Annotated in this window: 24 protein-coding genes; 13 read left to right on the top strand and 11 right to left on the bottom strand. The window is 63.0% G+C overall.

All coding sequences use genetic code 11. The features are described from left to right. Nucleotide 1: 1 nt before the first annotated feature. On the bottom strand, nt 2-1,777 hold the full coding sequence (gene aspS, locus NL528_RS20350; protein WP_309184445.1) for an aspartate--tRNA ligase: 1,776 nt from the start codon (nt 1,775-1,777) through the stop codon (nt 2-4). A gap of 195 nt (nt 1,778-1,972) precedes the next feature. Between aspS and NL528_RS20345 the strand changes: the two genes are divergently transcribed. Further along, nucleotides 1,973-3,448 (top strand): protein adenylyltransferase SelO family protein, encoded by a 1,476-nt coding sequence (locus NL528_RS20345; RefSeq protein ID WP_309184994.1) that lies wholly within the window; start codon nt 1,973-1,975, stop codon nt 3,446-3,448. A gap of 1,043 nt (nt 3,449-4,491) precedes the next feature. Here NL528_RS20345 and NL528_RS20340 read toward each other — a convergent pair. Next, a complete protein-coding gene (locus NL528_RS20340; RefSeq protein WP_309184444.1) occupies nt 4,492-5,520 on the bottom strand; it encodes a helix-turn-helix transcriptional regulator in 1,029 nt (342 codons plus the stop codon). A gap of 219 nt (nt 5,521-5,739) precedes the next feature. Here NL528_RS20340 and NL528_RS20335 point away from each other — a divergent pair, with 219 nt between their 5' ends. The 3 genes from NL528_RS20335 (at nt 5,740) to NL528_RS20325 (ending at nt 6,751) form a co-directional block, all read left to right on the top strand. Beyond that, the gene (locus NL528_RS20335) at nt 5,740-6,039 is read left to right on the top strand and encodes a HigA family addiction module antitoxin (protein WP_309184443.1); all 300 of its coding nucleotides are present in this window, start codon (nt 5,740-5,742) and stop codon (nt 6,037-6,039) included. Between the two features lie 137 nt (nt 6,040-6,176). Continuing rightward, nucleotides 6,177-6,398, top strand: coding sequence for a DUF433 domain-containing protein (locus NL528_RS20330; RefSeq protein WP_309184442.1), 222 nt, complete (start codon nt 6,177-6,179; stop codon nt 6,396-6,398). Nucleotides 6,399-6,400: 2 nt separating this feature from the next. Continuing rightward, on the top strand, nt 6,401-6,751 hold the full coding sequence (locus NL528_RS20325) for a DUF5615 family PIN-like protein (RefSeq protein ID WP_309184441.1): 351 nt from the start codon (nt 6,401-6,403) through the stop codon (nt 6,749-6,751). A 52-nt stretch (nt 6,752-6,803) separates the two neighbouring features. On the opposite strand, the gene NL528_RS20320 is transcribed toward NL528_RS20325, so the two are convergent. Further along, complete coding sequence (locus NL528_RS20320; protein WP_309184440.1) at nt 6,804-7,529, bottom strand: hypothetical protein; 726 nt, start codon at nt 7,527-7,529, stop codon at nt 6,804-6,806. Nucleotides 7,530-8,047: 518 nt separating this feature from the next. On the opposite strand from NL528_RS20320, the gene rnd reads away from it, so the two are divergent. Beyond that, nucleotides 8,048-9,196, top strand: a complete 1,149-nt coding sequence (gene rnd, locus NL528_RS20315; RefSeq protein WP_309184439.1) for a ribonuclease D — start codon at nt 8,048-8,050, stop codon at nt 9,194-9,196. Nucleotides 9,197-9,353: 157 nt separating this feature from the next. On the opposite strand, the gene NL528_RS20310 is transcribed toward rnd, so the two are convergent. From NL528_RS20310 to purM, 3 genes are all read right to left on the bottom strand, one after another. Next, entirely contained in the window at nt 9,354-10,517 is a 1,164-nt protein-coding gene (locus NL528_RS20310; RefSeq protein ID WP_309184438.1) for an autotransporter outer membrane beta-barrel domain-containing protein, read from the bottom strand. Between the two features lie 320 nt (nt 10,518-10,837). Beyond that, nucleotides 10,838-11,497 (bottom strand): phosphoribosylglycinamide formyltransferase, encoded by a 660-nt coding sequence (gene purN / locus NL528_RS20305; RefSeq protein WP_309184437.1) that lies wholly within the window; start codon nt 11,495-11,497, stop codon nt 10,838-10,840. Then, the gene (purM, locus tag NL528_RS20300; protein WP_309184436.1) at nt 11,494-12,567 is read right to left on the bottom strand and encodes a phosphoribosylformylglycinamidine cyclo-ligase; all 1,074 of its coding nucleotides are present in this window, start codon (nt 12,565-12,567) and stop codon (nt 11,494-11,496) included. The genes purN and purM overlap by 4 nt, the downstream gene beginning before the upstream one ends. 158 nt (nt 12,568-12,725) lie before the next feature. Here purM and NL528_RS20295 point away from each other — a divergent pair, with 158 nt between their 5' ends. The 4 genes from NL528_RS20295 (at nt 12,726) to ppx (ending at nt 17,807) form a co-directional block, all read left to right on the top strand. After that, complete coding sequence (locus NL528_RS20295) at nt 12,726-13,280, top strand: CDP-alcohol phosphatidyltransferase family protein (RefSeq protein WP_375144031.1); 555 nt, start codon at nt 12,726-12,728, stop codon at nt 13,278-13,280. Beyond that, nucleotides 13,280-13,957 (top strand): chromosomal replication initiator DnaA, encoded by a 678-nt coding sequence (locus NL528_RS20290; RefSeq protein ID WP_309184435.1) that lies wholly within the window; start codon nt 13,280-13,282, stop codon nt 13,955-13,957. Before NL528_RS20295 ends, NL528_RS20290 begins: the two co-directional genes overlap by 1 nt. Nucleotides 13,958-14,093: 136 nt before the next feature. Further along, the gene (locus tag NL528_RS20285; protein ID WP_309184434.1) at nt 14,094-16,292 is read left to right on the top strand and encodes an RNA degradosome polyphosphate kinase; all 2,199 of its coding nucleotides are present in this window, start codon (nt 14,094-14,096) and stop codon (nt 16,290-16,292) included. A gap of 12 nt (nt 16,293-16,304) precedes the next feature. After that, nucleotides 16,305-17,807 (top strand): exopolyphosphatase, encoded by a 1,503-nt coding sequence (gene ppx, locus NL528_RS20280; protein ID WP_309184433.1) that lies wholly within the window; start codon nt 16,305-16,307, stop codon nt 17,805-17,807. Between the two features lie 29 nt (nt 17,808-17,836). Here ppx and NL528_RS20275 read toward each other — a convergent pair whose 3' ends face one another. From NL528_RS20275 to ndk, 3 genes are all read right to left on the bottom strand, one after another. Next, nucleotides 17,837-18,661, bottom strand: a complete 825-nt coding sequence (locus tag NL528_RS20275; RefSeq protein WP_309184991.1) for a TerC family protein — start codon at nt 18,659-18,661, stop codon at nt 17,837-17,839. 135 nt (nt 18,662-18,796) lie between these two features. Beyond that, nucleotides 18,797-19,630 (bottom strand): TerC family protein, encoded by an 834-nt coding sequence (locus NL528_RS20270; RefSeq protein WP_309184432.1) that lies wholly within the window; start codon nt 19,628-19,630, stop codon nt 18,797-18,799. A gap of 77 nt (nt 19,631-19,707) precedes the next feature. Beyond that, the gene (gene ndk, locus NL528_RS20265; protein WP_309184431.1) at nt 19,708-20,130 is read right to left on the bottom strand and encodes a nucleoside-diphosphate kinase; all 423 of its coding nucleotides are present in this window, start codon (nt 20,128-20,130) and stop codon (nt 19,708-19,710) included. A 274-nt stretch (nt 20,131-20,404) separates the two neighbouring features. Here ndk and NL528_RS20260 point away from each other — a divergent pair, with 274 nt between their 5' ends. The 4 genes from NL528_RS20260 (at nt 20,405) to NL528_RS20245 (ending at nt 23,254) form a co-directional block, all read left to right on the top strand. Then, nucleotides 20,405-20,659, top strand: coding sequence for a sulfur globule protein precursor (locus NL528_RS20260; RefSeq protein ID WP_309184430.1), 255 nt, complete (start codon nt 20,405-20,407; stop codon nt 20,657-20,659). A gap of 184 nt (nt 20,660-20,843) precedes the next feature. Continuing rightward, nucleotides 20,844-21,032 carry a hypothetical protein gene (locus NL528_RS20255; protein ID WP_309184429.1) on the top strand — a complete coding sequence of 63 codons (189 nt, stop codon included), beginning with the start codon at nt 20,844-20,846 and terminating at the stop codon, nt 21,030-21,032. 70 nt (nt 21,033-21,102) lie between these two features. Further along, nucleotides 21,103-21,312 (top strand): hypothetical protein, encoded by a 210-nt coding sequence (locus tag NL528_RS20250; RefSeq protein ID WP_309184428.1) that lies wholly within the window; start codon nt 21,103-21,105, stop codon nt 21,310-21,312. A gap of 64 nt (nt 21,313-21,376) precedes the next feature. Then, nucleotides 21,377-23,254: an ABC-F family ATP-binding cassette domain-containing protein gene (locus tag NL528_RS20245; protein ID WP_309184427.1), complete on the top strand. Its 1,878-nt coding sequence runs from the start codon at nt 21,377-21,379 to the stop codon at nt 23,252-23,254. Between the two features lie 162 nt (nt 23,255-23,416). Here the strand turns inward: NL528_RS20245 and NL528_RS20240 are convergent, their stop codons facing one another. Together NL528_RS20240 and NL528_RS20235 are read right to left on the bottom strand one after the other, a co-directional pair. Then, complete coding sequence (locus NL528_RS20240) at nt 23,417-23,902, bottom strand: hypothetical protein (RefSeq protein WP_309184989.1); 486 nt, start codon at nt 23,900-23,902, stop codon at nt 23,417-23,419. 272 nt (nt 23,903-24,174) lie between these two features. Beyond that, entirely contained in the window at nt 24,175-24,627 is a 453-nt protein-coding gene (locus NL528_RS20235; RefSeq protein ID WP_309184426.1) for a DNA polymerase III subunit chi, read from the bottom strand. Between the last annotated feature and the right edge of the window lies 1 nt (nt 24,628).

The raw sequence follows: 24,628 nt of genomic DNA, 5'->3' as shown, positions 1-24,628 counted from the left end.
CTTAGCCCTTGTCCGGCAGATTGAGCCGGATGTGAAGCTCGCGCAGCTGCTTCGGCGCGACGTCTGACGGCGCTCCCATCAGTAGGTCCATGGCCTGCTGGTTCATCGGGAATAGCGAGATTTCGCGCAAATTGGTGGTGCCGCAGAGCAGCATGACGATGCGGTCGACGCCCGCTGCCATGCCGCCATGCGGCGGCGCACCGTACTGGAAGGCGCGGTACATGCCGCCAAAACGCTCGACGACGTCTTTCTCGCCATAGCCCGCGATCTCGAACGCCTTCACCATCGCCTCGGGGCGGTGGTTGCGGATACCGCCGGACGCGATCTCGTAGCCGTTGCAGGTGATGTCGTACTGGAACGCCTTGATGGTCAGCGGGTCCTGCCCGTTGAGCGCGTCGAGGCCACCCTGCGGCATCGAGAACGGGTTGTGCGAGAAGTCGACCTTCTTCTCGGTCTCGTCATATTCGTACATCGGGAAGTCGACGACCCAGGCGAGCTCGAACCGGTCCTTGTCGATCAGGTTCAGCTCTTCGCCGAGCTTGGTTCGCGCCAGGCCTGAAAACTTCCAGAATTTGTCGGGATCGCCGGCGACGAAGAACGCTGCATCGCCCTCCTTCAGCCCGAGCTGGGTACGGATCGCCGCGGTCCGCTCAGCGCCGATGTTGTTGGCGAGCGGACCCGCGCCCTCGCCGCCCTCGCGCCACATGATGTAGCCGAGGCCGGGCTGGCCCTCGCCCTGCGCCCAGGAGTTCATGCGGTCGCAGAACGCGCGCGACCCGCCGCCGGTACCGGGAATCGCCCAGACCTGGTTCCTGGGGTCTTCCAGCATCCGCGCAAACACCCTGAAGCCGGAGCCGCGAAAGTGCTCGGAGACGTCCTGCATGATGATCGGGTTGCGCAAATCGGGCTTGTCGCTGCCATATTTGCGCAGGGCTTCGGCGAAGGGAATCCGCGGCCAGCCCTTGGTGACCGGCTTGCCCTTGGCAAAATCCTCGAACACGCCGGTGATGACGGGTTCCATCGCCGCGAATACGTCGTCCTGGGTGACAAAGCTCATCTCGACATCGAGCTGGTAAAACTCGCCCGGCAGACGGTCGGCGCGCGGGTCCTCGTCGCGGAAGCAAGGCGCGATCTGGAAATAGCGGTCGAAGCCCGACATCATCAGGAGCTGCTTGTACTGCTGCGGCGCCTGCGGCAGCGCGTAGAACTTGCCGGGATGGATGCGGGACGGAACCAGGAAGTCGCGCGCGCCTTCTGGCGAGGAGGCCGTCAGGATCGGGGTCTGGAATTCAAAAAATCCCTGCTCCTTCATCCGCTTGCGCATCGAATCGACGATCTCGCCGCGGGTCATGATGTTCTGGTGCAGTTTCTCGCGACGAAGGTCGAGGAAACGGTACTTAAGCCTTATATCTTCAGGATATTCCTGGTCGCCGAACACCGGCAACGGCAGTTCGGCCGCCGGTCCGAGCACCTCGATCTCGCTGATGTAAAGCTCGACCGCGCCGGTCGGCAGTTCCGGATTATCGGTGCCATCAGGACGGCGGCGCACCTTGCCGTCGATCCGCACCACCCATTCCGAGCGCAGTTTTTCGGCGTCCTTGAACGCCGGGGAATCCGGGTCGGCGACGCATTGCGTCAGGCCGTAATGGTCGCGCAAATCGATGAACAGCACGCCGCCATGGTCGCGGATCCGATGGCACCAGCCCGACAGCCGGGCGGTCTGGTCGATGTCGCTGTCGCGGAGCGCGCCGCATGTGTGTGACCGGTAGCGATGCATGGAATTTCCAAAAACAGATATTTGAGGGGTAGAATCGAGCGGCCCAAAGGGCCTGCCCGAAGTGCGGCAGGGTTTACCCGACGAGGTCAGGCGCGGCAACCAGCGCCGGGGCCGTTTTGGCCCCAAAAGCGGCGTTTTGAACCCGCCGGACTTCAACCCTTTGCCTATTCCCCAGGCGCGCCTATCTTGTTGCTCATGACCGTTCATTTCCCGTTCCAGAACACCTACGCGGCCCTGCCGGCGAACTTTTTCGCCCGGGTGGCGCCGACTCCGGTCGCCTCCCCCCGGCTGATCAAACTGAACCGGCCGCTCGCCGTCCAGCTCGGCCTCGACCCGGACCTGCTGGCCACCCCGGAAGGGGCCGAGATCCTCGCCGGCAAGCGCGTCCCCGACGGCGCCGACCCGATCGCGATGGCCTATGCCGGCCATCAGTTCGGGCAATTCGTGCCGCAGCTCGGCGACGGCCGCGCCATCCTGCTCGGCGAAGTCATCGACAAGGACGGCGTCCGCCGCGACATCCAGCTCAAGGGCTCGGGACCAACGCCATTCTCGCGCCGGGGCGATGGCCGCGCCGCGCTCGGCCCCGTGCTGCGCGAATACATCGTCAGCGAGGCGATGTTCGCGTTGGGCATTCCAACCACCCGCTCGCTCGCCGCCGTCATCACAGGCGAGAACGTGATGCGCGAGACCATGCTGCCCGGCGCGGTTCTCACGCGCGTCGCCGCCAGCCACATCCGCGTCGGCACCTTCCAGTTTTTTGCTGCCCGCGGCGATACCGACGGCGTGCGGCAGCTCGCTGACCACGCCATTGCGAGGCATTATCCGGACGCCGCGAAGGCCGAGCGCCCCTATCACGCGCTGCTGCAAGGCGTCGTCGCCCGCCAGGCCGATCTGGTCGCGCGCTGGCTTTTGGTCGGCTTCATCCACGGCGTCATGAACACCGACAACTGCTCGATCTCCGGCGAGACCATCGACTACGGCCCGTGCGCGTTCATGGACGACTACAACCCGGCCACCGTGTTCTCCTCGATCGACGAACAGGGCCGCTACGCCTATGCCAACCAGCCCCGGATCGCGCTGTGGAACCTGACGCGGCTGGCCGAATGCCTGCTGCCGCTGTTCTCCGACGACAAGGACAAGGCGATCGAACAGGCGCAATTCATCCTCGGCGAATTCGCGGAGAAATTCACGACCGCCTTCGGCGCGGGCTGGCACCGGAAGCTCGGCCTGTTTACCACGCAGGACGGCGACGATGCGCTGGTGCAGGATCTGCTCGATGCAATGGCGAAAAACGACGCCGACTTTACGCTGACCTTCCGTCGGCTGAGCGATGGCGCGGGCAATGCCGACGACGACAGCGCCAGGGCACAGTTCACCGATCCCGCAGTGTTCGACGAATGGGCCGTGCGCTGGCGCCAGCGCATTGCGGATGAGCCGCAATCCGCCGCTGAACGGCAGGCCGCAATGCGCGCGGTCAATCCGGCCTTCATCCCGCGCAACCATCGCGTCGAGGCCGTGATCCAGGCCGCTGTGAATAACGACGACTACGCGCCGTTCGAGGAATTGCTGACGGTGCTGTCGAAGCCGTTCGAGGATCAGCCGGCGTTTGCGGCGTATGCCGATCCGCCGATGCCGGACGAGCGCGTGCTGCAGACGTTTTGCGGGACGTAGCATCGTCATTGCGAGCCAACGGGTCGCGCGAATGCGCGCCCGATGACAGGCTCCGCGAAGCAATCCATCTCGCCACGCAATGAACGAATGGATTGCTTCGTCGCTTCGCTCCTCGCAATGACGTTGACAGAGCCGCCCCAAACACTGCTGTCATGCCCCGCGAAGGCGGGGCATCCAGTACGCTGCGGCGTCTCGGTTCTATCATCAACGTCTCTCGGATACTGGATCACCCGCATACGCGGGTGATGACGACTGGGGGTAGCGCTGACCTGTCCGCGTCATTGCGAGCGAAGCGAAGCAATCCATCTATCAGCGCAAGCGGAGCAATGGATTGCTTCGCGGAGCCTGTCATCGGGCGCGCATTCGCGCGACCCGTTGGCTCGCAATGACGGCTTGCTACATCCTGCACAACATGAATCCGCATCCTCGCGACGCCACGCGTCCGAGCTTTGATCTCAACTTCCGCCCTCGAAAACAGAGGGCGCAGGGAAAGCCGGGTGCGCGCTGCACCCGCGGTCTCGCGTGCAATTTGCACAAAAGAAAGCGCACACGAGCATACAGGTTCAGCGGAGAACATCCGGCCTTCCCTGCGCAATGGTTTTACGGCTTATAGCGCGCTCTCCCCGGCGACCGGCTCTCTTGCCACCGTCACTTCGCAAATACTTCCGCGAAGCTTGACGCCAGCATCGGGGCGTCAGGACCACACGACTTCGCCGTCCGCATCGGCCGCGCTCGTCAGTCGCAGCTTCCGCGTCCACCGCATCCCACCGCGCGTTTCGTGACGATCGCGAGCCGCCCCTCTTCCTGGGTGAGACGCGCGGAGAAACACCACTGATTTGCCCGACGCGACAAGCGGAATATTTTTTGTAAGGGGGCTGGACAGGATTTACTGATTTGCCCGTCGGGCAGAAATTGTAGGATCGGCTTCGCTGCGCTCTACATGGAGTAGAAATTGTAGGATGGGTAGAGCGCAGCGAAACCCATCAATAGCTCGTGGATGCTGATGGGTTTCGCTGCGCTCTACCCATTCTACGTACTACGCGCTAATCCTCATCGGCTTCCTGCGTTGACTGCCATCGCGCCTCATCGGCCCTCAACCGAGCCATGTCCGGAGTGAACTTGATGTCGAGCTTGTCGAGAATTTTCGGCAGAATTTGATGAATCATTCGCATCCCGGTGATCAATTCATTCATGTACATATCCGGGTGCAGATTGCTGTTGTTGAACCCAAGCGCTTCTGCTTCGGCTTTATGGCCAAGGGAATCGTGTGAGTCATAGACCATGTCCATGATTTCGGCTCGCAACGGCGCTCCGGTGCGGATGGCGCGATTTTTTAGCTTGGTCATCCACCTCTTGTAGTCTTTTTCGGTTTTGCGTTTGAATTCGAGGAAGTTGGGCGCAAAGGCCAGACCAACCTTGATGTCGCGACGTACTTCAACGTCTGGTTGCGCTATTTCAAGTTTGCTGGCCGCAAGCGACAGCAGGCACGGCTCGATGTCGTCGAATCCATCGATAGGATTTCCATCGTCATCTTCCAGAAGCTCATCGACGTATGCCACGTAGAACCCATAGACGTCGGTGTAAGCGCTGTAGATTTTGCCGATCAGGTTAGCGAGGGGGTGTTCATCGAATAACTCGTATGGTTCTTCGTCGGCTAAGGCGTTTTTCAAATCCGTCGGAAATGCTTTTGGTGGCGCTACACCCATATCATTCAACGTAAGCACCGTTTGACCGCAGAGGATGTCCAATGTCATCTCGTCGCCTGCCGCGTCTGACAATGGTGCAGTGTTATATCCGGTCTCGCCACCTTCGTTGGCCATATCTGCCAAATACTTGATGACTTCTCTCCACTGCTTGGCCGCCCTGGGCGAGCCTGCCCATACGACAAGGCTCGGGTCGGCATCGCCGATTTTCGAGAGCTCACGCAGGCGCTTTTCCATTTCCGAAGACATGTGTTCGCCGTTCTTCCACTTGGTGACTTGGGTCGGCGACACGCCAAGCCGTAGCGCCAATTCTTTTTGACTGCACTTCAGAGTAGTGAGCGCAATTTCAACCAATTCTGCCGCGTACATTTTTCTGTCCTCTGCCGTTTTACTAAATTCTGACACAGCGTATGGGTAATTACGTAAATGAGCGGAGCGAAGCCATCCGCAGTGCTGCTAACTGGGACATGGATTGCTTCGTCGCTTCGCTCCTCGCAATGACGCTGATATGGTCGTGGCTTGGCAGCCGCGCGGCACAATGCGCCCGAAGAGGGAGATCCCGCGCCTCTCAAGCCAAGGAAAGCCGTCATGGCTAAGAGACTTGCTCCCATGCATCCCGGTGAAGTGCTGCGGGAAGAATTTTTATTGCCGCTCGGGCTGTCGCCCGGCGCGTTGGCAAAAGCCTGCAGCGTTCCGCGAACGCGCATCGAGCGATTGTCGAATGAAGAAACCGGCGTGACCGCCGATACCGCGCTGCGCCTGTCGAAGGCGTTCGGCACTTCACCCGAGTTCTGGCTGAACCTTCAGACCGATTACGACATTCATGCGAAGCGGCAAATCGCCAAGGACCTCGTGAAAATAGAACCGGTCGGAACGAAGGCGGCCTAGCGCCTGGGATAGGAGGAGCCAACGGGTCTGGCCTTCGGCCGGCCCGATGATAACCTCGCCATCCCCCATGCCCTGACAAAAGCCAAGACTTCTGCTATTGTCGAATGGAAGCGACCCATGTTGGTCAAGAGAGCGCCATGCCCCACGAACGCATCGAATTGAACCCGAACATCATGGACGGCAAACCGGTCGTTCGTGGCACCCGTGTTCCGGTAGAATTGGTTTTGCGCAAACTCGGTGCCGGCATGTCGGTGGAGGCGATCCTTGCCGACCACCCGCGGCTAACACATGACGATATCCTGGCCGCGCAAGCATTTGCGGCCGATTACCTCGCCGACGAAGACATCGTCTACGGCTGAATGTGCGCTGGCTCGCTGACGAATGTGTCGCGGCACCCCTGGTCGCGTTTCTGCGTGCGGCCGGCCACGACGTGCTTTATGTCGCCGAAGCTTCCGGAGGCTTGAGCGATACCGATGTCATCGCGCTCGCGCTGCAAGAGGAACGGCTCCTGCTTACCGAGGACAAGGATTTCGGCGACCTCGTATTTCGCCGGCGACGCGCGGTCCCCGGTGTTGTGTTGATGCGGATCGCCCCCGAAAGTCCGGCACTGAAGACAATGCGATTAGGGGCTGCGATCGAACGGTATGGCGAAGGGCTTTTTGGCTGCTACATGGTGATCGAGGAAGGACGTTTCCGGTCTCGTCGGTTGTGAAGCGAGCAGCTCAGGGTTGATGGGTTTCGCTGCGCTCTAGCCATCCTCAGTACTAGAGTCCTGCCTTGAAGGCGCCGGAAGCGAGTGAATTCGCCAACCGCAGTGACGCTGAAGTTGTTTCATACCGCTGACCGTCCAATTGGATGTCGTAGTGTTCGGGGAGCCAGCTCAATTTATTCTCGATGCCCTTAGTTATCGGCTCACCCGCGATGCCGAAAGAACTCAATGGCCAGATCCCCGCAGGGACGATCTCCAATGTGGCGCGAACCAACTTTGCTTCGGCACCAAAACTCTTCCCTATGTCGAGCGGATCGACTCTCTCTACTGTCATCGGATCGTTCAGGTCGCGAAAGCGAACCAGCAGTGGCAGGCTGGTCAGCGGCAGTTCGCGCTTGCCGGACAGGCGCGAAACCTGCTTCACGCCCTCTTCGACCGGTCTCGGAAGACTGCCCCCGGGAAAATTGAACGCGCGAAGCACGATCCATTCCGGCCCTGACCGGCTATCGGTATCTGCCTTGAGCAGCGCGAACAACGTTCCGCGGGAGCCGAGGTCGAGGGCGACCGCTTCACCTCTGAAATCGACCACGAGTTCGTGCTGCCCAGCAAACTCAGACTGCTTGCTGTAGGTCACCTCGTTAACACTCGATCCCGTCTTGGGCTCGCCATCCACCAACGCCTCGAACGTTAGGCGGTATCGCACCGTTACGCTCGGATAGGCTACCATGTGGAACACAACCGCGGCTGCGATCAAAGCTACGGCGATACCGAGCCGCTTCATTCCAAAAACCCCATTGACGCGGGGGCGACCGACCGCCCTTCCATCGCCATACATGGACCAGCTTTATTGACAATTCGCTTCGCCCAAAGGTTGCAAGCAGCGCGCGGCCGTTAACCCCACTTCTTAAGCCCCCATCCACCATCGCGCTCGCCGCCCCGGCCTTAACCACATCGCTTAACAACCCCTCAATCCAACCCCGACAAATCTAACGGTTTATCGGGGGAGATTGCCGTGGACGCCTTTGCTTTTGAATTCCTGGGACTGGCGATAATCGCGCTCTGTCTCGTCGTGCTTGCCCTGCCCGGAAAGCGGCCGTCGCGGAACATCCGCTACGAGTGATCACGGGCGCGGAACGATCCGCCATTTGGCCGGCCGCTCCCCCCAAGGCCGCGGCCGGCCGCGATGCCTGCGCGGAAAAGCGGTGCCTTGCCTCAAACGCAGGGCCAAAATTCGTCCAAAGACCCTTGACATACCAGCGCTTTCGGCAGAACGCCTGTCGTAAGCGTCATGGACTGTTCATGGATCTGATTACCACCACTTCCGACCTCGCGGCTGCCTGCGACCGCCTCTCCAAGCACCCGGTCATCACCGTCGACACCGAGTTCCTGCGGGAGACGACCTATTACCCCCTGCTCTGCGTCGTGCAGATGGCGAGCGCGGAGGAAGCCGTCGTGGTCGACACGCTGGCGCCGGGCATCGATCTCAAGCCGTTCTTCGAGTTGATGGGCAACGAGGCCGTTCTCAAGGTGTTCCACGCCGCCCGGCAGGACATCGAGATCGTCTGGCACCAGTCCGGCACCATTCCGCACCCGATCTTCGACACCCAAGTGGCGGCCATGGTGCTCGGCTATGGCGACAGCATCGCCTATGACCAGCTGGTCGAGCGCATTGCCGGCCACCGGCCGGACAAGACCCACCGCTTTACCGACTGGTCGCGCCGGCCCTTGAGCGAAGAGCAGGTGCACTACGCCGTCTCCGACGTCACCCATCTGCGCGACGTATTCGCAGCGCTCGACGCCGACCTGAAGAAGCGCGGCCGCAGCGACTGGGTCAGCGAGGAGATGGAAGTCCTGACCTCGCCAAAGACCTATGATTTCCACCCCGAGCGGGCCTGGGAGCGGCTGAAGACGCGGGTGCGCAAGCCGAAGGAGCTGGCGGTGCTGATGGAAGTCGCGGCCTGGCGCGAGCAGGAAGCGCAGAGCCGTGACGTGCCGCGCTCGCGCGTACTGAAGGACGACGCGCTCGGCGATATCGCGACCCACGCCCCGACCAGCCTCGAACGTCTCGCCAATTTGCGCTCGCTGCCGAAAGGCTTTGACCGCTCCAAATGGGGCGCCGATATCGTCGCGGCCGTGCAGCGCGGCATCGCCCGCGATCCCTCGACATTGCCGAAGATCGAAAAGCCGCGCGGCAATTCCAATGGTGCGGCGATCGTCGAGCTGTTGAAGGTGCTGCTGCGGATGACGTCGGAACGTCACGCGGTCGCAAGCAAGGTGATCGCCACCGTCGACGATCTCGAACAGATCGCCAACGACGATCAGGCCGACGTCGCCGCCCTGCACGGCTGGCGGCGCGAATTGTTCGGCGAAGCGGCGCTGTCGCTGAAGCACGGCAGGCTGGCGCTGGCGATCGAAAAAGGCCGCGTGGTCCGGGTCGATCGGGATTAGGTCTTACCTCGCCCCGCTTGCGGGGAGAGGTCGGATCACATCGCAGATGTGATCCGGGTGAGGGGGTACAGGTCTCCCGTCACGTCACAACTCATTGAGGCAGCCCCTCACCCCAACCCTCTCCCCGCAAGCGCGGGGCGAGGGAGAAGTCACCGCCCTACCACTTGAACTCGACGCCCACCACGCCCTGATGCGACTGCAAGGCGGCGCGGAATTTGGCGTCGTAGTTGATGTACAGCCGCGCGGTGTTGGTCAGGCTGAGCGAGGCCGACGCGCCGGCGTCGGCGCCATACTGGCTTTCGCCGATGCCCTGCAGCGTAATGTGCTGGGCGCCGAGGCTGACGGTGATATCGCCAAAGTTCTGCACGAGGTTGTCGACGAACTTGCCGTAGGCCGACAGATCGAGAATCTTCTGATCGAAGATCCAGTAGTGCCCGACTTCGGCACCAACAAGCACGCGCATGCGGTCGACAGTCGCGCCGGTCGCCATGACAGGATCGAGGCCGCCCATCTCCTGGAGCGATCCGGTCCTGGCGTGGACATATTCGAGTCCCGCTTTGGGCACGATGCGGCTCTGGTCCTTGTCGAGATAATAGCTGAGCTCGGTCAGCGCGCCGTCCAGCCTCGCATTGTAGCCTGATGTCGCCAGACCAAAGCCGGTGTCGCGGCTGGAATGGATGTTGCCAAAGCCGTGCACCAGCGCCACGGCCCAGGTCCACGGCCCCTTGTCGACGGACGCGTTGAACCCGAGCTGCGTGAGATTGATCGACGCCGTCTGCAGCGCCAGCGGCACGTCGATGGCGGTGCGGCTCTGGTCGACCGAAAAGCCGACATTGATGCCGGGTGCAACCCGCGCACCGATCCCGGCGACGCCGCCCCAGGTCGTCCGGTTGTCCCCGACGAAGTCGAGGATCGGACCATTGGTCGCCGAAATGCCGTAGCCCTCGAACCAGGTCCGGTAGCGCGGGCCGTCGGCCGCTTCCGAGGCGCCGCCGCCGCCCGGATTGTTGCGCAACATGCGGTTGAAGCCGTTGGTCGACTGATTGCCGAGCCGCTCCAGAAAATTGCTGCCGAGATTGGTCACGGTCGCGCCTGCCGACAGATCGGAATTGATGACATTCGGCGTCGGACTGGGAGAAGGCGATGGGGTCGGCGTGGGAGTTGGCGTCGGGGTTGGCGTTGGGGTTGGCGTGGGTGCGAGCTGCGCATGCGCCGCGGAGGCGACGCCGATCCCGAGCACGAACGCCACCGCGGCCAGCCGCGCCAGCGCGCGACCGGCCCCGATCGTCCCTTTTCGCGAAGGTCGCGATGGGCAGCGCATGCATTCCATTCCCAAGAGGAAGCGCCAGCTCGAAAATGCGCAAATCCCGATCAACTCTAGCCGATTTGCCCTGAGTTCCCCGAGAGCGTCAATCGGTCGGGCCGCTCCGCGGCCGTCGAATACCGGCCGTTGTGCTTCCGCTGCCACAGGTGACCCTCGTCATCCTGAGGTGCGAGCCTTGCGGTGCACTTGCACCGCTGGGCGAGCCTCGAAGGATGGGCTGCACGCACCGTGGCTATCATCCTTCGAGGCTCGCCGAAGAGGCTCGCACCTCAAGGATGACGAGGATAGTGCGGGTTCGCTGTTTCGATTTAGTGAGCTCAGTTCCAATTCGCCTTGGGCGAAATCAGAATATCCTCCGCCCCCCCATTCCCCGATATCCTGCAGAGATCGCCGTCCAGGCGGACCTTGCCGCTGGCCAGCAGCCGCAGCGCCTCAGGATAGATGCGGTGCTCGATCCCGAGAATCCGCTCCGCCAGTGTCTGCGGCGTGTCGTCATCGGCCACCGCGACCGCCCCCTGCATCAGGATCGGGCCGGCGTCGGTTTCCGGGATCACGAAATGCACGGTGGCGCCCGAAATCTTCACGCCCGCCTTGAGCGCCTGGCCGTGCGGGTCGAGGCCCGGAAACGACGGCAGCAGCGAGGGATGGATGTTGAGCATTTTGCCGTACCACGCCTTGACGAATGCGGCGGTGAACAGCCGCATGAACCCGCCGAGGCAAATCAGCTCGACGTTGTTCTCGTTGAGCGTCCGCTGCAAGACCGCCTCGAACCCGGCGCGATCCTTGCCGAACGGCTTGCTTTCGATGACTGATGTCGCGATGCCGTTGGCGGCGGCGGTCGCCAGACCGGGCGCATCGGCGCGGTTGGAAATGACGGCAACGATCTCGGCCGGGAAATCGGCTGATTTGGCGGCCCCGATCAGGGCGGCCATGTTCGATCCGCGTCCGGAAATCAGGATGGCGACGCGGCGTTTCATCTGGAGAGATCGAGGTGACCGTTATAGACCACGCGATGCTCGCCGTCGGCCGCGATCACTTCGCCGAGCACGGCGACGGTTTCGCCGCTTGCGGTGAAGATTTCGGTGACCTGCTCGATGGCGTCTGGCTTCACGATCGCGATCATGCCGATGCCGCAGTTGAACGTGCGCAGCAGTTCGAGTTCGGCGATGCCGCCCTGTTCCGCCAGCCATTTGAACACCGGCAGCACCGGCAGCCGCGCGAGGTCGATGCCGACGCCGAGATGCTTCGGCAGCACGCGCGGAATGTTGTCGGTGAAACCGCCGCCGGTGATATGGGCGAGGCCCTTGACCGCGCCGGTCTCGCGGATCGCGCGCAGGCATGATTTCACATAGAGTTTGGTCGGCGCCAGCAGCGCACCGCCCAGCGTCATGACGGGCGAGAACGGCGCCGGCGCGTCAAAGCCGAGGCCGGATTGCTCGACGATCTTGCGGACCAGCGAAAAGCCGTTGGAATGCACCCCCGACGAGGCGAGGCCGATCACGGCATCGCCGACGGCGATGTCGGAACTCGGCAACAGCGTGCCGCGCTCGGCAGCACCCACCGCAAAGCCCGCGAGGTCGTAGTCGCCATCCCTGTAGAGCCCCGGCATTTCCGCGGTCTCGCCGCCTATCAGGGCGCAGCCGGATTCCCGGCAGCCTTCGGCAACGCCGGCGACGATCGCGGCGGCCGCTTCCGGATCGAGCTTGCCGCAGGCAAAATAGTCGAGGAAGAACAGCGGTTCCGCGCCCTGCACCACGAGGTCGTTGACCGACATCGCCACCAGATCGATGCCGATGCCGCCATGCAGCCCGGTCTCGATCGCGATCTTGACCTTGGTGCCGACGCCGTCGGTCGCCGCCACCAGCACCGGGTCCTTGAAGCCGGCGGCCTTGAGGTCGAACAGCCCGCCGAAGCCGCCGATCTCGGCATCGGCGCCGGCGCGGGCGGTGGCGCGGACCATCGGCTTGATGAGATCGACCAGCCGGTTGCCGGCATCGATATCGACGCCCGAATCCGCGTAGGTGAGCCCGTTTTTGCGGTCGTTCATGCCTAATTCCAGATGATGACGGCTGGTTACGAAGAATTCCGCGATCCTGCAATGGCTCGCAAGCGAAGCGCGAATATACTATGTAGATAACAACCGGCTCACCCCGCAAAGGGCCGGATCCTTTGCGAAATCAGGCCGGTAGCCGGGAAGCGACCGAGTTGAGTATTCCGACCTCTATTCCGAACATGATTACGCTTGGCCGCATCATTCTGGTGCCGGTCATCGTCTGGGCGATCGCCTCCAGCCAGATGGAAATCGCGTTTGCGATCTTCGTCATCGCTGGCGTCAGCGACGCCGTCGACGGCTTTCTGGCCAAACGCTTCAACATGGCGAGCGAACTCGGCGCCCTGCTCGATCCCCTGGCCGACAAGGCACTGCTGGTATCGATCTATATGGCGCTTGGCATCTGGGGCGCGGTGCCACGCTGGATCGTCATCCTCGTGGTCTCGCGCGACATCATGATCGTGACCGCCGTGATTGTGTCATGGTTGTTCGACAAGCCGATCCCGATGAAACCCTTGATGGTGTCGAAGCTCAATACGGTGTTCCAGGTGGCGTTCGCGGCCCTGGTGCTGGCGTCGCTCGGATTTGGTTTTCAGCCAAGGCCTTACGACCTGATCCTGATGGGTTTTGTTACGGTCTTTACTTTGGTTTCGGTCTCCCTCTATCTCGTCGAGTGGGTGCGGCACATGAGCACGATCGAGGCAAGGTAGTGGCAGCCAGCGTTCATCCTCGTCAGCTTGCCTTCGCGCTGCCCCATGCAGAGAGCCTGACCCGCGACAATTTTCTGGAAGGGCCGGCCAATGAAGCCGGCCTCGCGCTGGTCGAGAGCTGGCCCGACTGGCCCAACCGCATCATGCTGCTGGTCGGTCCGGAAGGCTCGGGAAAAAGCCATCTCGCCTCGATCTGGGCCGAACGGTCCGGCGCACGCTCGACCTCCGCGCATGCGCTGACGGCGGCCGCGGTGCCTGGCGCGCTGGCGACCGGCGCGCTGGTGGTCGAGGATCTGAAGCCCGGCGATTTCGACGAACGCGCGATGTTTCACCTGATGAATCTGGCGCGCGAGGACGAAGCCTATGTGCTGATGACGGCGCGCATTGCGCCATCCGCCTTCGAGGTCGAATTGCGTGACCTGCGCTCGCGGCTGCGCGCGGTGCCGTCGGTGTCGCTGCTGCCGCCCGACGACTTGCTGTTCCGCTCCCTGATCGTCAAATTCTGCGCCGACCGCCAGTTGAGCGTCGACGAGACGGTCGTGAGCTATCTCAGTACCCGGATCGAACGCTCCTACGCGGCGGTCCGCCAGGCGGTCGAACTGCTCGACACCGAGGCGCTGCGGCTGGGCCGGCCGGTGACCCGGGCGCTGGCTGCTGAATTACTGCGCAACGCCTGATCCGGCGCGCTTCCCGCCTTGACGCCGGCTGCGGCCGGAACATCAATGTCATTGAAACGTCATTGCCGTAACACATGGTTTGCGCGGCTTCCGTCTAGCTAGACGCACGCGCGGGCCCGGAATGGATTAAAACTTCATGGATTCGGTACAAGCCATTGAAATCAAAGAAAAAGATGTAATCGCCGAGGGCCCGCCCGCAATCGCGACCAGCCCCGAACGCTTCATCAATCGCGAGCTGTCCTGGCTGCATTTCAATCGCCGGGTGCTGGAGGAAGCGGTCAACCCGGGGCATCCCGCGCTGGAGCGGGTGCGGTTCCTGTCGATTTCCGCCAATAACCTTGATGAGTTCTTCATGGTCCGCGTCGCCGGCATCAAGGCGCAGGTCCGCGAAGGCATCGCCGAACGCAGCCCCGACGGGGCGACGCCGTCCGAGCAGCTCGTCCTGATCAACGAGGCCGTATCACAGCTCGCGAGCGATCAGCAGGCGATCTGGAGCGATTTGCGCGCCACGCTGTCCGAAGTGGGCATCGTCCTGGTCGATGGCCGCGACGTCACCAAGGCCGAGCGGAGCTGGATCGAGGATCATTTCCTCCACAACATCTTCCCGCTGCTGACGCCGCTCGCGATCGACCCGGCGCACCCCTTCCCGTTCATTCCGAGTCTCGGCTTCACGATCGCGCTGCAGCTGGCGCGGGTCTCCGACGGCAAGCCGATGAACGCGCTGATCCGCATGCCCGGCAAGATCGACCGCTTCATCCGCATGCCCGCGGGCAAGGACGGCGCGGTGCGGCTGATCACGCTGGAACAGGCCACCGGCCTGTTCATCGGAAAACTGTTCCCAGGCTATACCGTCAAAGGCCAGGGCGCGTTCCGCATCATCCGCGACTCCGAACTCGAAATCGAGGAAGAGGCGGAAGATCTGGTCCGCCTGTTCGAGACCGCGCTGAAGCGGCGGCGGCGCGGATCGGTGATCCGGCTCGAACTCGAAGCCAAGATGCCGGAAGAGCTGCGCGCGTTCGTGCAGCAGGCGCTTTCCACCGCCGACGACGAGATCTTTCTGGTCGACGGCGTGCTGGCGATGAACGAATTGTCGCAGCTGACAAGGCTCGACCGGCCCGATCTGGAATTCACCCCCTACGTTCCGCGCCATCCCGAGCGCGTCCGCGACCACGGCGGCGACATCTTCGCCGCGATCCGGCAGAAGGACCTGATCGTCCATCACCCTTACGAATCCTTCGACGTCGTCGTCCAGTTCCTGCAACAGGCGGCCCGCGACCCCGACGTCGTCGCCATCAAGCAGACGCTCTATCGCACCTCGAACAATTCGCCGATCGTGCGCACGCTGGCGGAAGCGGCCGAGGCCGGCAAATCGGTCACCGCGCTGATCGAGCTGAAGGCGCGGTTCGACGAGGAAGCCAACATCCGCTGGGCGCGCGACCTCGAACGCGCCGGCGTCCAGGTCGTGTACGGCTTCATCGAACTGAAAACCCACGCCAAGCTGTCGATGGTGGTGCGCCGCGAGGGCGGCAATCTGACCACCTATGTGCACACCGGCACCGGGAATTATCATCCCGTCACCGCGCGCATCTATACTGATTTGTCCTACTTCACTTCGGACCCGGTCATCGGCCGCGATGCGGCGCGGGTGTTCAACTACATCACCGGCTATGCCGAGCCCAGCGACATCGAGAAGATGGCCGTGTCGCCGCTGACCTTGCGCAAGCGCATGCTCGAGCACATTCACGGCGAGACCAATTATGCGCGCCACGGCAAGCCGGGCGCGATCTGGCTCAAGATGAACTCGCTGGTCGACCCCGACATCATCGACGCGCTGTACGAGGCGTCGCAGGCCGGCGTGGCGATCGAACTGGTGGTGCGCGGCATCTGCTGCCTGCGGCCGGGTCTGCCCGGACTTTCCGAGAACATCCGCGTCAAATCCATCATCGGGCGTTTCCTGGAGCATGGCCGAATCTACTGCTTCGGGATGGGCCAGGGCCTGCCCTCGACCAAAGCGGCTGTGTATATCTCCTCCGCCGACATGATGCCGAGGAACCTCGACCGTCGCGTCGAGATCCTCTGCCCGCTGCAAAATCCCACGGTACATCAGCAGGTTCTCGAGCAGATCATGGTCGCCAATCTGAAGGATACCGAGCAGAGCTGGCAGTTATTGCCCGACGGGTCGTCAACGCGTATGAAGGCCGCGAAAGGCGAAGAGCCGTTCAATCTGCACAACTACTTCATGACGAATCCGAGTCTGTCAGGCCGTGGAAAGTCTCTCAAGGAATCTTCGCCGCGCCGCCTCACACGCCGGAACGAGCGCCAGCCCTCGTCATAAGGGATCCCCGAAATGAAGCGGCCGCGCAAACGCGCCTCAAGCGTCGCGGTCATCGACATCGGTTCGAACTCGGTTCGTCTCGTGGTCTATGAGGCCATGGCGCGCAGCCTCGTCACCATCTTCAACGAGAAGGCGCTGTGCGGCCTCGGCCGCGAGGTGCAGAGCACCGGCCTGCTGGCGCCCGATGCGGTCGCCAAGGCGCTGACCTCGCTGCGGCGGTTTCGCGCCCTGTGCCGGATCCAGAAGGTCGGCCGCGTCTACGCGATCGCCACCGCCGCCTGCCGCGACGCCTCCAACGGCGCCGATTTCATCGCCAAGGCCGAACGCATCTGCGGCGTTCCGATTGAAATCCTGTCGGGCCCGCGCGAGGCCAAGCTGTCCGCGCTCGGCGTCGTGTCCGGCATCCACAATCCCGACGGCATCGTCGGCGATCTCGGCGGCGGTTCGCTCGAACTGATCGATGTGCACGGCAACCGCGTTCGCAGCGGCGTGACGCTGCCGCTCGGCAGCCTGGCGCTGCAGGATCTGTCGCACAAATCGCTGAAGCGCGCCGGGCGCATCGTCCGCAACGATCTCGTCGACGTCGCCCAGCTCAAGGCAGGCCGCGGCCGCACCTTCTATGCCGTCGGCGGCACCTGGCGCGCGCTGGCGCGCATCCACATCGTGCAGAGCGGCTATCCGCTCCGGGTCATGCACGGCTACTCGATCCCGGCCGCGGACGCACTGGATTTTGCGCGCCGCCTGCGCCGCCTCGTCGCCGCCAACATGCTGGCCAATATCGAAATCGTCGCCGACGCGCGGCGGCCGCTATTGACCTATGCGGCGCTGGTGCTCGAACACATCATCCAGGTCGCCAAGCCCAAAACCATCGTGTTTTCGACCTTCGGCGTGCGCGAGGGCCTGCTCTACGAGATGTTGCCGCAGCCCGAGCGCGCCAGGGATGGATTGATCTGCGCGGCGCAAACGCTGAACGGCCTGTTGTCGCGATCCGCCCGCCATGCCGAAGAGCTGATCGGCTGGACCGATCGCCTGGTCAGGGTCGTCAAACTGCGCGAAACCGACGAAGACCGCCGGCTGCGCCATGCCGCCTGCCTGTTGTCCGACATCGGATGGCGGGTGCATCCCGATCATCGCGGCGAAGAGACGCTGAGCCTCATCACCAACGGCAATTTCGGCTCGATCAGCCACCAGGGCCGCGCCTTTGTCGCGCTGTCGGTGTTCTATCGCTATGCGGGCCTGAGCGAGGAAAACGAACCGCCGGCGCTGGTTCGCGAACTGGTGCTGCCGGCGATGGACGAGCGCGCCCGCGTGCTCGGCGCCGCCTTCCGCGTCGCGCACCTGATCTCGGCGGCGCGAACCGGCGTGCTGCCTGCGACCCACTTCCGCAGCCGCGGCCGCAAGCTGATGCTGGTGTTCGAGCACCAGATGGTCGATCTGGTCGCCGACCGCGTCGGCAGCCGCTTCAAGCAACTGGCGCGGCTAATCGGCCGCTCAGGCTCGATCTTGCGGCGCTGAGACCGACGCCTCACATTGGCGCCGGCTATTTATGCCGGTAGGAGGTGTTGAAGCTTCCGCCTTCGCCAGATCCATCCCACGATCAGCACGACGATCGCGCCCAGCAGCGCGCAGGCGATTTCGCCGCCGTTTACGCCGACGAACAGCGGCGCTACGCCCAGCAGGGTCAGCAGCGCGTCGAACTCGGTGCCGGCCAGACTTTCCCACAGGCTTTGCAGTTTGGGATGGACCGCGGCATCGTTCGCAATGACGTCACCGGCGATCCAGCCGAGCAACGCGGCACCAGCCCAAATCAAAACCGGGAGATAGGTGATGAGGGCCATGATCAGCGCCGCGCCTGCGATAATCAACGGGATGCTGCTCGCCAGTCCGATGATCAGGAGCGGGACACTGCCATTGGCGGCGGCGGCGACCGCGATCACGTTGTCGAGACTCATGATGATGTCCGCAGCCACCACGATCTGCACCGCCGCCCATAGATGCGACGCCGACTCGACCCCCTCCTCGTCCCTGTCCTCCGGCACCAGCAATTTTGCGGCGATGACGATCAGTGCCAGGCCGCCGGCCAGTTTGAGATATGGCAGTTCCATGACGGTGGCGACGATCGCGGTGAAGACGATCCGCAACACGACGGCTGCCCCGGCGCCGAGGATCATGCCCCAAAGCCGCTGGCGCGGCTGCAGTCCGCGACAGGCAAGTGCAACCACCAGCGCGTTGTCGCCGGACAGCAACACGTTGATCCAGATGATCTTGGAAAGCGCTACCCAGAACTGCGGATGATGGAGTTCAGTGCCGAATTGCGTGAAAAATGCACCGATCGCGGAAGCGCCAGGAAATTGCGGGAACCAGTTCAATCCGACCTCCACCAGCGACTGCGAAGCCACTCGCTAGCGCAAAACGGCAGGAGCGTCTGGCGGCTATTTGTCGCAAATCGGGAAGGCGGGTCGCCGACAGCAACGGGCCGTCAAAGGCCCGAAACCGAGGTGGCGTCAGACCCTCACGGGCGCCACGATCTCCTGCAGCTTGCGGCGGCGCCAGATCGATCCGACGACGAGCACGATGGTCACACCCAGCAGGGCGAGCACGAGTTCATCGATCTCGCCGTCGAGCTTGAGATGCTTCACAAACCCGAACATCGACGAGGTGGTGTCGATATTCAGACTGACGTCACCGTCGAGCATTTTGCGAAGTTGCGGCGCAATCGCAGGATCGGTTGCGATCACATCGCCGCCGATCCAGCCCAGCAGCGCCGCGCCCAGCCACACCAGGATCGGCATCCGGTCGAGGATCATCATGATCAACGCGGCGCCCGCGATAATCATGGGAATGCTGACCGCAAGGCCGAGCACCAGCAGCGGAAGCTGGCCATTCGCGGCGGCGGCGACTGCGATGACGTTGTCGAGGCTCATGACGATATCGGCAATCACGACGATGCGGACGGCGTGCCAGAGGCTGGTGCCTTCGGCGATATCGTCGCCGGCACCTTCCGGCACCAGCAGCTTGGTCGCGATGGACAGCAGCGCAAGGCCGCCGATCAGCTTCAGATAGGGCAGAACCATCAATGTAGCGACGATGCCGGTGAACAGGATCAGCAAGACCACCGCGATCCCGGCACCGATCACCATGCCCCACACCCGCTGCCGCGGATGCAGGCCCCGGCACGCCAGCGCAATCACCAGCGCGTTGTCGCCCGACAGCAGGACATTGATCCAGATGATCTTGCCGACCGCCAGCCAGAACGACGGCGTCTGCATGTCGGTTTTGAACTGCGTGAAAAACGCACCGATATTGGCGGGATCAAGTATCTGCCATAGCCAATTCAAAGCCCAATCTCCCCTGGCACAATCGGCCGCCCCCGCGGCTATGACCGGTTAAAATGTCGCGCCATCGGTTGCGTCAATCAACCGACGATTTCATTGCCGGAGAAGAATTGCGCGATTTCGATCGCAGCGGTCTCCGGCGCGTCGGAACCATGCACCGAGTTTTCGCCGATCGACTTCGCGTGGGCCTTGCGGATGGTTCCCTCAGCCGCCTTCGACGGATCGGTGGCGCCCATGACGTCGCGATGCTTCAACACCGCACCCTCGCCTTCGAGCACCTGGACCACGACCGGGCCCGAGATCATGAAGTCGACCAGTTCGCCGAAGAACGGGCGCTCCTTGTGGACCGCGTAGAAGGTTTCGGCGTGCTCGCGGGTCATGCGAACGCGCTTCTGGGCCACGATCCGCAAGCCCGCCTTCTCGATCAGCGCGTTGATCGCGCCGGTCAGATTGCGCGCCGTCGCGTCGGGTTTGATGATCGAGAAAGTGCGTTCAATCGCCATGATTTCGTCCTTGAAAGGCTGGTGGGAGTTGCGGCGCTTATATCGGCGCCAACGGCGCACGGCAAGCGATCGAACGGCGTCGTAACGCCCTGAATTACAACAATTTCACGAAGGTGAACCCTTTCTGTAGCGGCCGTCCCGCTTTCGTTCACCTGGGCCGGCGTAGGCTCTTCGACGATCGGACACCGCGCAGGCTCGCTCGATAGCTGAAAGGGGTGTCACGGGAGATCTCACCGATGGCGCAAAGCCGCGCCGAAACCTTGAGGAGACGATCATGTTACGCAAACTCTCGCTTGTCGCAGTTGCCGCGGTTTCACTGGGTGCGGCCGCATTGGCGCCGACCTCCGCCTCTGCCTGGGGTGGTTGGCACGGCGGTTGGCATCACGGCTGGGGTTGGGGTGGACCGCGCGTCTTTGTCGGCGGACCCGTCTATTACGGCGGCGGCTATGGCTACGGCGGCTGCTATGTGCGGCGCCTGGTCCCGACCCCCTGGGGCCCGCGCTGGCGCCTGATCAACCGCTGCTACTGATCTGACCTGACCTCCCCTGACTTAGCCCCGGCCACCCGCCGGGGCTTTTTTTCGATTCCGGGGGAACCGATCGGAAGGCATTGGTCCTTTTTTTCGGTAATGCGGATGATTGGCCGGCGGCCGGAAACAAATGGCGGCTTTGCGACTTGAATCTGCAGGATTCAGCACACGAATTGGAACTCGCATGAACAGCCGAATCAACAACCAGCACGACGAAATCGATCACAAGACGTGCCGATCGATCTGCGACGCCGTCGGCGAACGGCTGCAGCAGAGAATGCGCCCCGATAATTCTCCCTCCTCCCATCTGCAGCTACTGATAGACGAGTTGCGCCGGCGCGACAGCGAGGACGGACGGAGGTTGTCGAATTAGGGTCTGTTCGGTTCCTGACTGCATCAGAACCGGGATCGAGGGCAGCGTGCCCATAAATCGAGGTCAGAACTTGCTCGATGCGGTCACGCTTGAGAACTCACCATCGAAAGTCGCGGCCGCCGACCAGCCGTTTCATGCATTTCAGCCCGAAGGAGAGCCGCGACCTGCGTTGCTCTATTCAAATGCAGCGGGCCGCCACTGCAACGCTGCCCAAACCTTGCGCTTCTGGTCGGCCATGGCCTTTTGGCTGATCGAGCGGAATTCGGGGTTTTTTGCCTGAAATCCGCAGCCGGATTTACCGAATAAACGGTTGCGTTTGGCGGCGGCTCCGGTGACAAGGCCGCATGCTTTCAATCACTGACATATCGATCCGGATCGCCGGACGGCTACTGATCGACGACAGCTCGGTCCAGATCGTGCCGGGCGCGCGCGTCGGCTTCGTCGGCCGCAACGGCGTCGGCAAATCGACGCTGTTTCACGCGATCCGCGGCGACCTGCCGACCGAGTCCGGCAGCATCACGATCCCGCCGCGCTGGCGCATCGGCAGCCTCGCGCAGGAGGCGCCCGATGGCCCGGAAAGCCTCGTCAATGTCGTGCTGAAGGCCGACCTCGAGCGCGATGCGCTGCTGCACGAGGCCGAGACCGCTGTTGATCCGCACCGGATCGCCGAAATCCAGACAAGGCTGGTCGACATCGACGCCCATTCCGCACCCGCCCGGGCGGCTGCGATCCTGAGCGGCCTCGGATTTTCGACCGCGGATCAGGCGCGGCCCTGCTCGGAATTCTCCGGCGGCTGGCGCATGCGCGTCGCGCTCGCCGCGACATTGTTTTCGGCGCCCGACCTCTTGCTGCTGGACGAGCCCACCAACTATCTCGATCTCGAAGGCACGCTGTGGCTGGAAGACCATCTGGCGAACTATCCGCGCACCGTCATCGTCATCAGCCATGACCGCGATCTGCTCGACACCTCGGTCGACCAGATCCTGCATCTCGATCGCGGCAAGCTGACGCTCTACAAGGGCACCTACTCGTCGTTCGAGGAACAGCGCGCGACGCGTGAAATGCTCGACGCCAAGCACGCCAAGCGCCAGGCCGACGAGCGCAAGCGGCTGCAAGCCTTTGTCGATCGTTTCAAGGCCAAGGCCTCAAAAGCCCGCCAGGCGCAATCCCGCGTCAAAATGCTGGAGCGGATGAAGCCGGTCACAGCACTTGTGACCCAGGACGTGCGCGAGATTTCGTTTCCGGTGCCCGAAAAGATGCTGTCGCCGCCGATCATCGCGGTCGACGACGTCTCGGTCGGCTACGATCCGAAAAGCCCGGTGCTCAACCGCGTCACACTGCGCATCGACACCGACGACCGCATCGCGCTGCTCGGCTCCAACGGCAACGGCAAGTCGACGCTGGTCAAGCTGCTCGCGGGCAAGCTGCCGCCATTCTCCGGTTACGTCACGCGCGCGGAAAAACTCTCGGTCGGCTATTTCGCCCAGCATCAGGTCGACGAGCTCAACCTCGACGGCTCGCCCTACGATCACGTCCGCAAGCTGATGCCGGATACGCCCGAGAGCAAGGTTCGCGCCCGCGTCGGCGCGATCGGTTTCTCCGGCAAGGCCGGCGACACCGTGGTCAAGAGCCTGTCGGGTGGCGAAAAGGCGCGGCTGCTGCTCGGACTGGCCACCTTCTTCGGCCCCAACATGATCATTTTGGACGAGCCGACCAACCATCTGGATATCGACAGCCGCGCGGCGCTGGCGGAAGCCATCAATGATTATCCGGGCGCCGTCATCATGGTCTCGCATGACCGCTATCTGATCGAAGCCTGCGCCGATCAATTATGGGTAGTCGCCGACCGCGCGGTCACGAATTTCGACGGCGACCTCGACGACTACCGGCGCATGGTGTTGTCGGCGCGCGGCATGCGCACCGCGTCGCGCGATCGCGGCAACAATGAGCGCGGCAACGGCCGCGACAAGCCGGAACGCGCCAGACCCGAAAAGCGGACGCCGCTGAAGCAGCGGATCGCGGAGGCCGAAGCCGAGATCGAACGCATCAACGGCATCATCGCCAAGATCGACACCGCGTTAGCACTGCCGGATCTGTTCACGCGCGACCCGAAACAGGCCGCCCAGCTCAGCAAGGCCCGCGCCGGCGCCGCGAGCGCTTTACAGCGGGCCGAGGAAGCCTGGCTGGAGGCCAGTTCGCAATATGACGAGGCCACGGGATAAGGCGTCTTCGCGTTCGGTGGCTTCATCCTTCGAGATGCGGCTTACGCCGCTCCTCATCAGGATGAGGTCTTAGACCCTCATGGTGAGGAGCGCTTCTTCGCGCGTCTCGAACCATGAGGCCAGCGGACGCGTGGCCATCATTCTACCCAAGCGGAATGCAGCTTACGTTGCCGCCGGCTTCTTCTTCGCTTTGGGCTTTGCCACTTTCGGCTGCACCACCGGCTCGGGGCCGCGCTCGATCGAGGTCAGCCGTCCCGCGGTGAAGGTATAGATTCCGGCGCGCTGGCCGTGCGAATAATTGATCACCGCGACCCGGTCGCCGCGGCCGTTGTTCGACAGATTGACGCTGTCGGGCGCGCCGATGCCGCGCACCACGTCGCATTCGGTATGGCCGAGCGCCACGGTCCCCGACGTCGATGGCGCCGGTCCGCCGGCAGCCTGCGCATTGGCATCCGCCGCGCCCGGCGGAGGCGCCATGCCCGGACAGCCGCCGTCGGCGCTGACCAGATCCTCGGCCAGCACCGGCTTGTCGGGCGTGAGCGGCGGCGTTTCAATCGAGACGTTGCGCACGAACACCCGGCCGGTGCGCGAAAACCAGTCCGCATCCTTCGACAGAAGCTCGGATGCGCCGCCCGAGCAGCCCGCCATCACGGGGGCAAGCACAAGCAACGCCAGCAGTGGTTTTCGCTTGGGTGTTCCGTCTCGCACGCTGAACCAGGCTCCTGCCGCTGGAGCCAGTTCGGTTCAAGACCGAGGCTCCCGTCTTCTGTTTTACCGGTATCCACCCCGCATCAGGTTCGGGGCAGGCTTTCGCTCGAAAATGCTTTAACTACTTGTCCGAACATCACTTTGCGGCATGACCGTGGCTGCCCGCAAGGCCGGCGTCAGAAACCACAAATTATCATTAATTGCCAGATATGCTATTGCCGCCGCTGCCAGCGGCCCCGCTCGTCGACCTGCCAATACGTCACCTCGAACCCGCGCGCCTTGCAATCGGTCCAAACGCCGCGCGCCGCGGCCAGCGCCTCGGCGTCGTCGCCGTTGAACACCAGAACCACCCGCTCGTAACTGTCGGAGTCGGCCGGCAACGCCGCATTGTCGATCAGGAACCTGACATTGGCCCGGTTCGGATTGCCCTCCTCAATCGAGAGGATGATGGGCTGATCCTGCGCGTCGCCGGCGCGCCAGGTGGCGTGCGGCAAAAACGAATCGTCGTTGTAGGTCCACAGATGCGCGTCAAGCGCGTCGGTGCGCTCCTGCGACGTCGATTGCACGACAACGCGCCAGCCGCGCTCGATCGACTTTTCGAGCAAGGGCGGCAGCACGCTTTCGAGCGACATGTTCTGCAGATGATAGAACAGGACTTCCGTCATG

The organism is Bradyrhizobium sp. Ash2021 (genome assembly GCF_031202265.1).
GTDB lineage: Bacteria > Pseudomonadota > Alphaproteobacteria > Rhizobiales > Xanthobacteraceae > Bradyrhizobium.
The sequence above is the reverse complement of the archived record's forward strand: the minus strand, read 5'-3'. Positions and strand labels throughout refer to the sequence as shown.

What these genes read in the sequence shown, in the direction of transcription:
- ppx (WP_309184433.1), top strand. Translation starts at nt 16,305, where the DNA reads ATGAAGCGGCCGCGCAAACGCGCCTCAAGCGTCGCGGTCATCGACATC.
- rnd (WP_309184439.1), top strand. Translation starts at nt 8,048, where the DNA reads ATGGATCTGATTACCACCACTTCCGACCTCGCGGCTGCCTGCGACCGC.
- NL528_RS20310 (WP_309184438.1), bottom strand. Translation starts at nt 10,517, where the DNA reads ATGCGCTGCCCATCGCGACCTTCGCGAAAAGGGACGATCGGGGCCGGT.
- NL528_RS20340 (WP_309184444.1), bottom strand. Translation starts at nt 5,520, where the DNA reads ATGTACGCGGCAGAATTGGTTGAAATTGCGCTCACTACTCTGAAGTGC.
- NL528_RS20245 (WP_309184427.1), top strand. Translation starts at nt 21,377, where the DNA reads ATGCTTTCAATCACTGACATATCGATCCGGATCGCCGGACGGCTACTG.
- NL528_RS20255 (WP_309184429.1), top strand. Translation starts at nt 20,844, where the DNA reads ATGAACAGCCGAATCAACAACCAGCACGACGAAATCGATCACAAGACG.
- purM (WP_309184436.1), bottom strand. Translation starts at nt 12,567, where the DNA reads ATGAACGACCGCAAAAACGGGCTCACCTACGCGGATTCGGGCGTCGAT.
- NL528_RS20345 (WP_309184994.1), top strand. Translation starts at nt 1,973, where the DNA reads ATGACCGTTCATTTCCCGTTCCAGAACACCTACGCGGCCCTGCCGGCG.
- NL528_RS20260 (WP_309184430.1), top strand. Translation starts at nt 20,405, where the DNA reads ATGTTACGCAAACTCTCGCTTGTCGCAGTTGCCGCGGTTTCACTGGGT.
- aspS (WP_309184445.1), bottom strand. Translation starts at nt 1,777, where the DNA reads ATGCATCGCTACCGGTCACACACATGCGGCGCGCTCCGCGACAGCGAC.
- NL528_RS20320 (WP_309184440.1), bottom strand. Translation starts at nt 7,529, where the DNA reads ATGAAGCGGCTCGGTATCGCCGTAGCTTTGATCGCAGCCGCGGTTGTG.
- ndk (WP_309184431.1), bottom strand. Translation starts at nt 20,130, where the DNA reads ATGGCGATTGAACGCACTTTCTCGATCATCAAACCCGACGCGACGGCG.
- NL528_RS20235 (WP_309184426.1), bottom strand. Translation starts at nt 24,627, where the DNA reads ATGACGGAAGTCCTGTTCTATCATCTGCAGAACATGTCGCTCGAAAGC.
- NL528_RS20335 (WP_309184443.1), top strand. Translation starts at nt 5,740, where the DNA reads ATGGCTAAGAGACTTGCTCCCATGCATCCCGGTGAAGTGCTGCGGGAA.
- purN (WP_309184437.1), bottom strand. Translation starts at nt 11,497, where the DNA reads ATGAAACGCCGCGTCGCCATCCTGATTTCCGGACGCGGATCGAACATG.
- NL528_RS20285 (WP_309184434.1), top strand. Translation starts at nt 14,094, where the DNA reads ATGGATTCGGTACAAGCCATTGAAATCAAAGAAAAAGATGTAATCGCC.
- NL528_RS20330 (WP_309184442.1), top strand. Translation starts at nt 6,177, where the DNA reads ATGCCCCACGAACGCATCGAATTGAACCCGAACATCATGGACGGCAAA.
- NL528_RS20240 (WP_309184989.1), bottom strand. Translation starts at nt 23,902, where the DNA reads ATGGCGGGCTGCTCGGGCGGCGCATCCGAGCTTCTGTCGAAGGATGCG.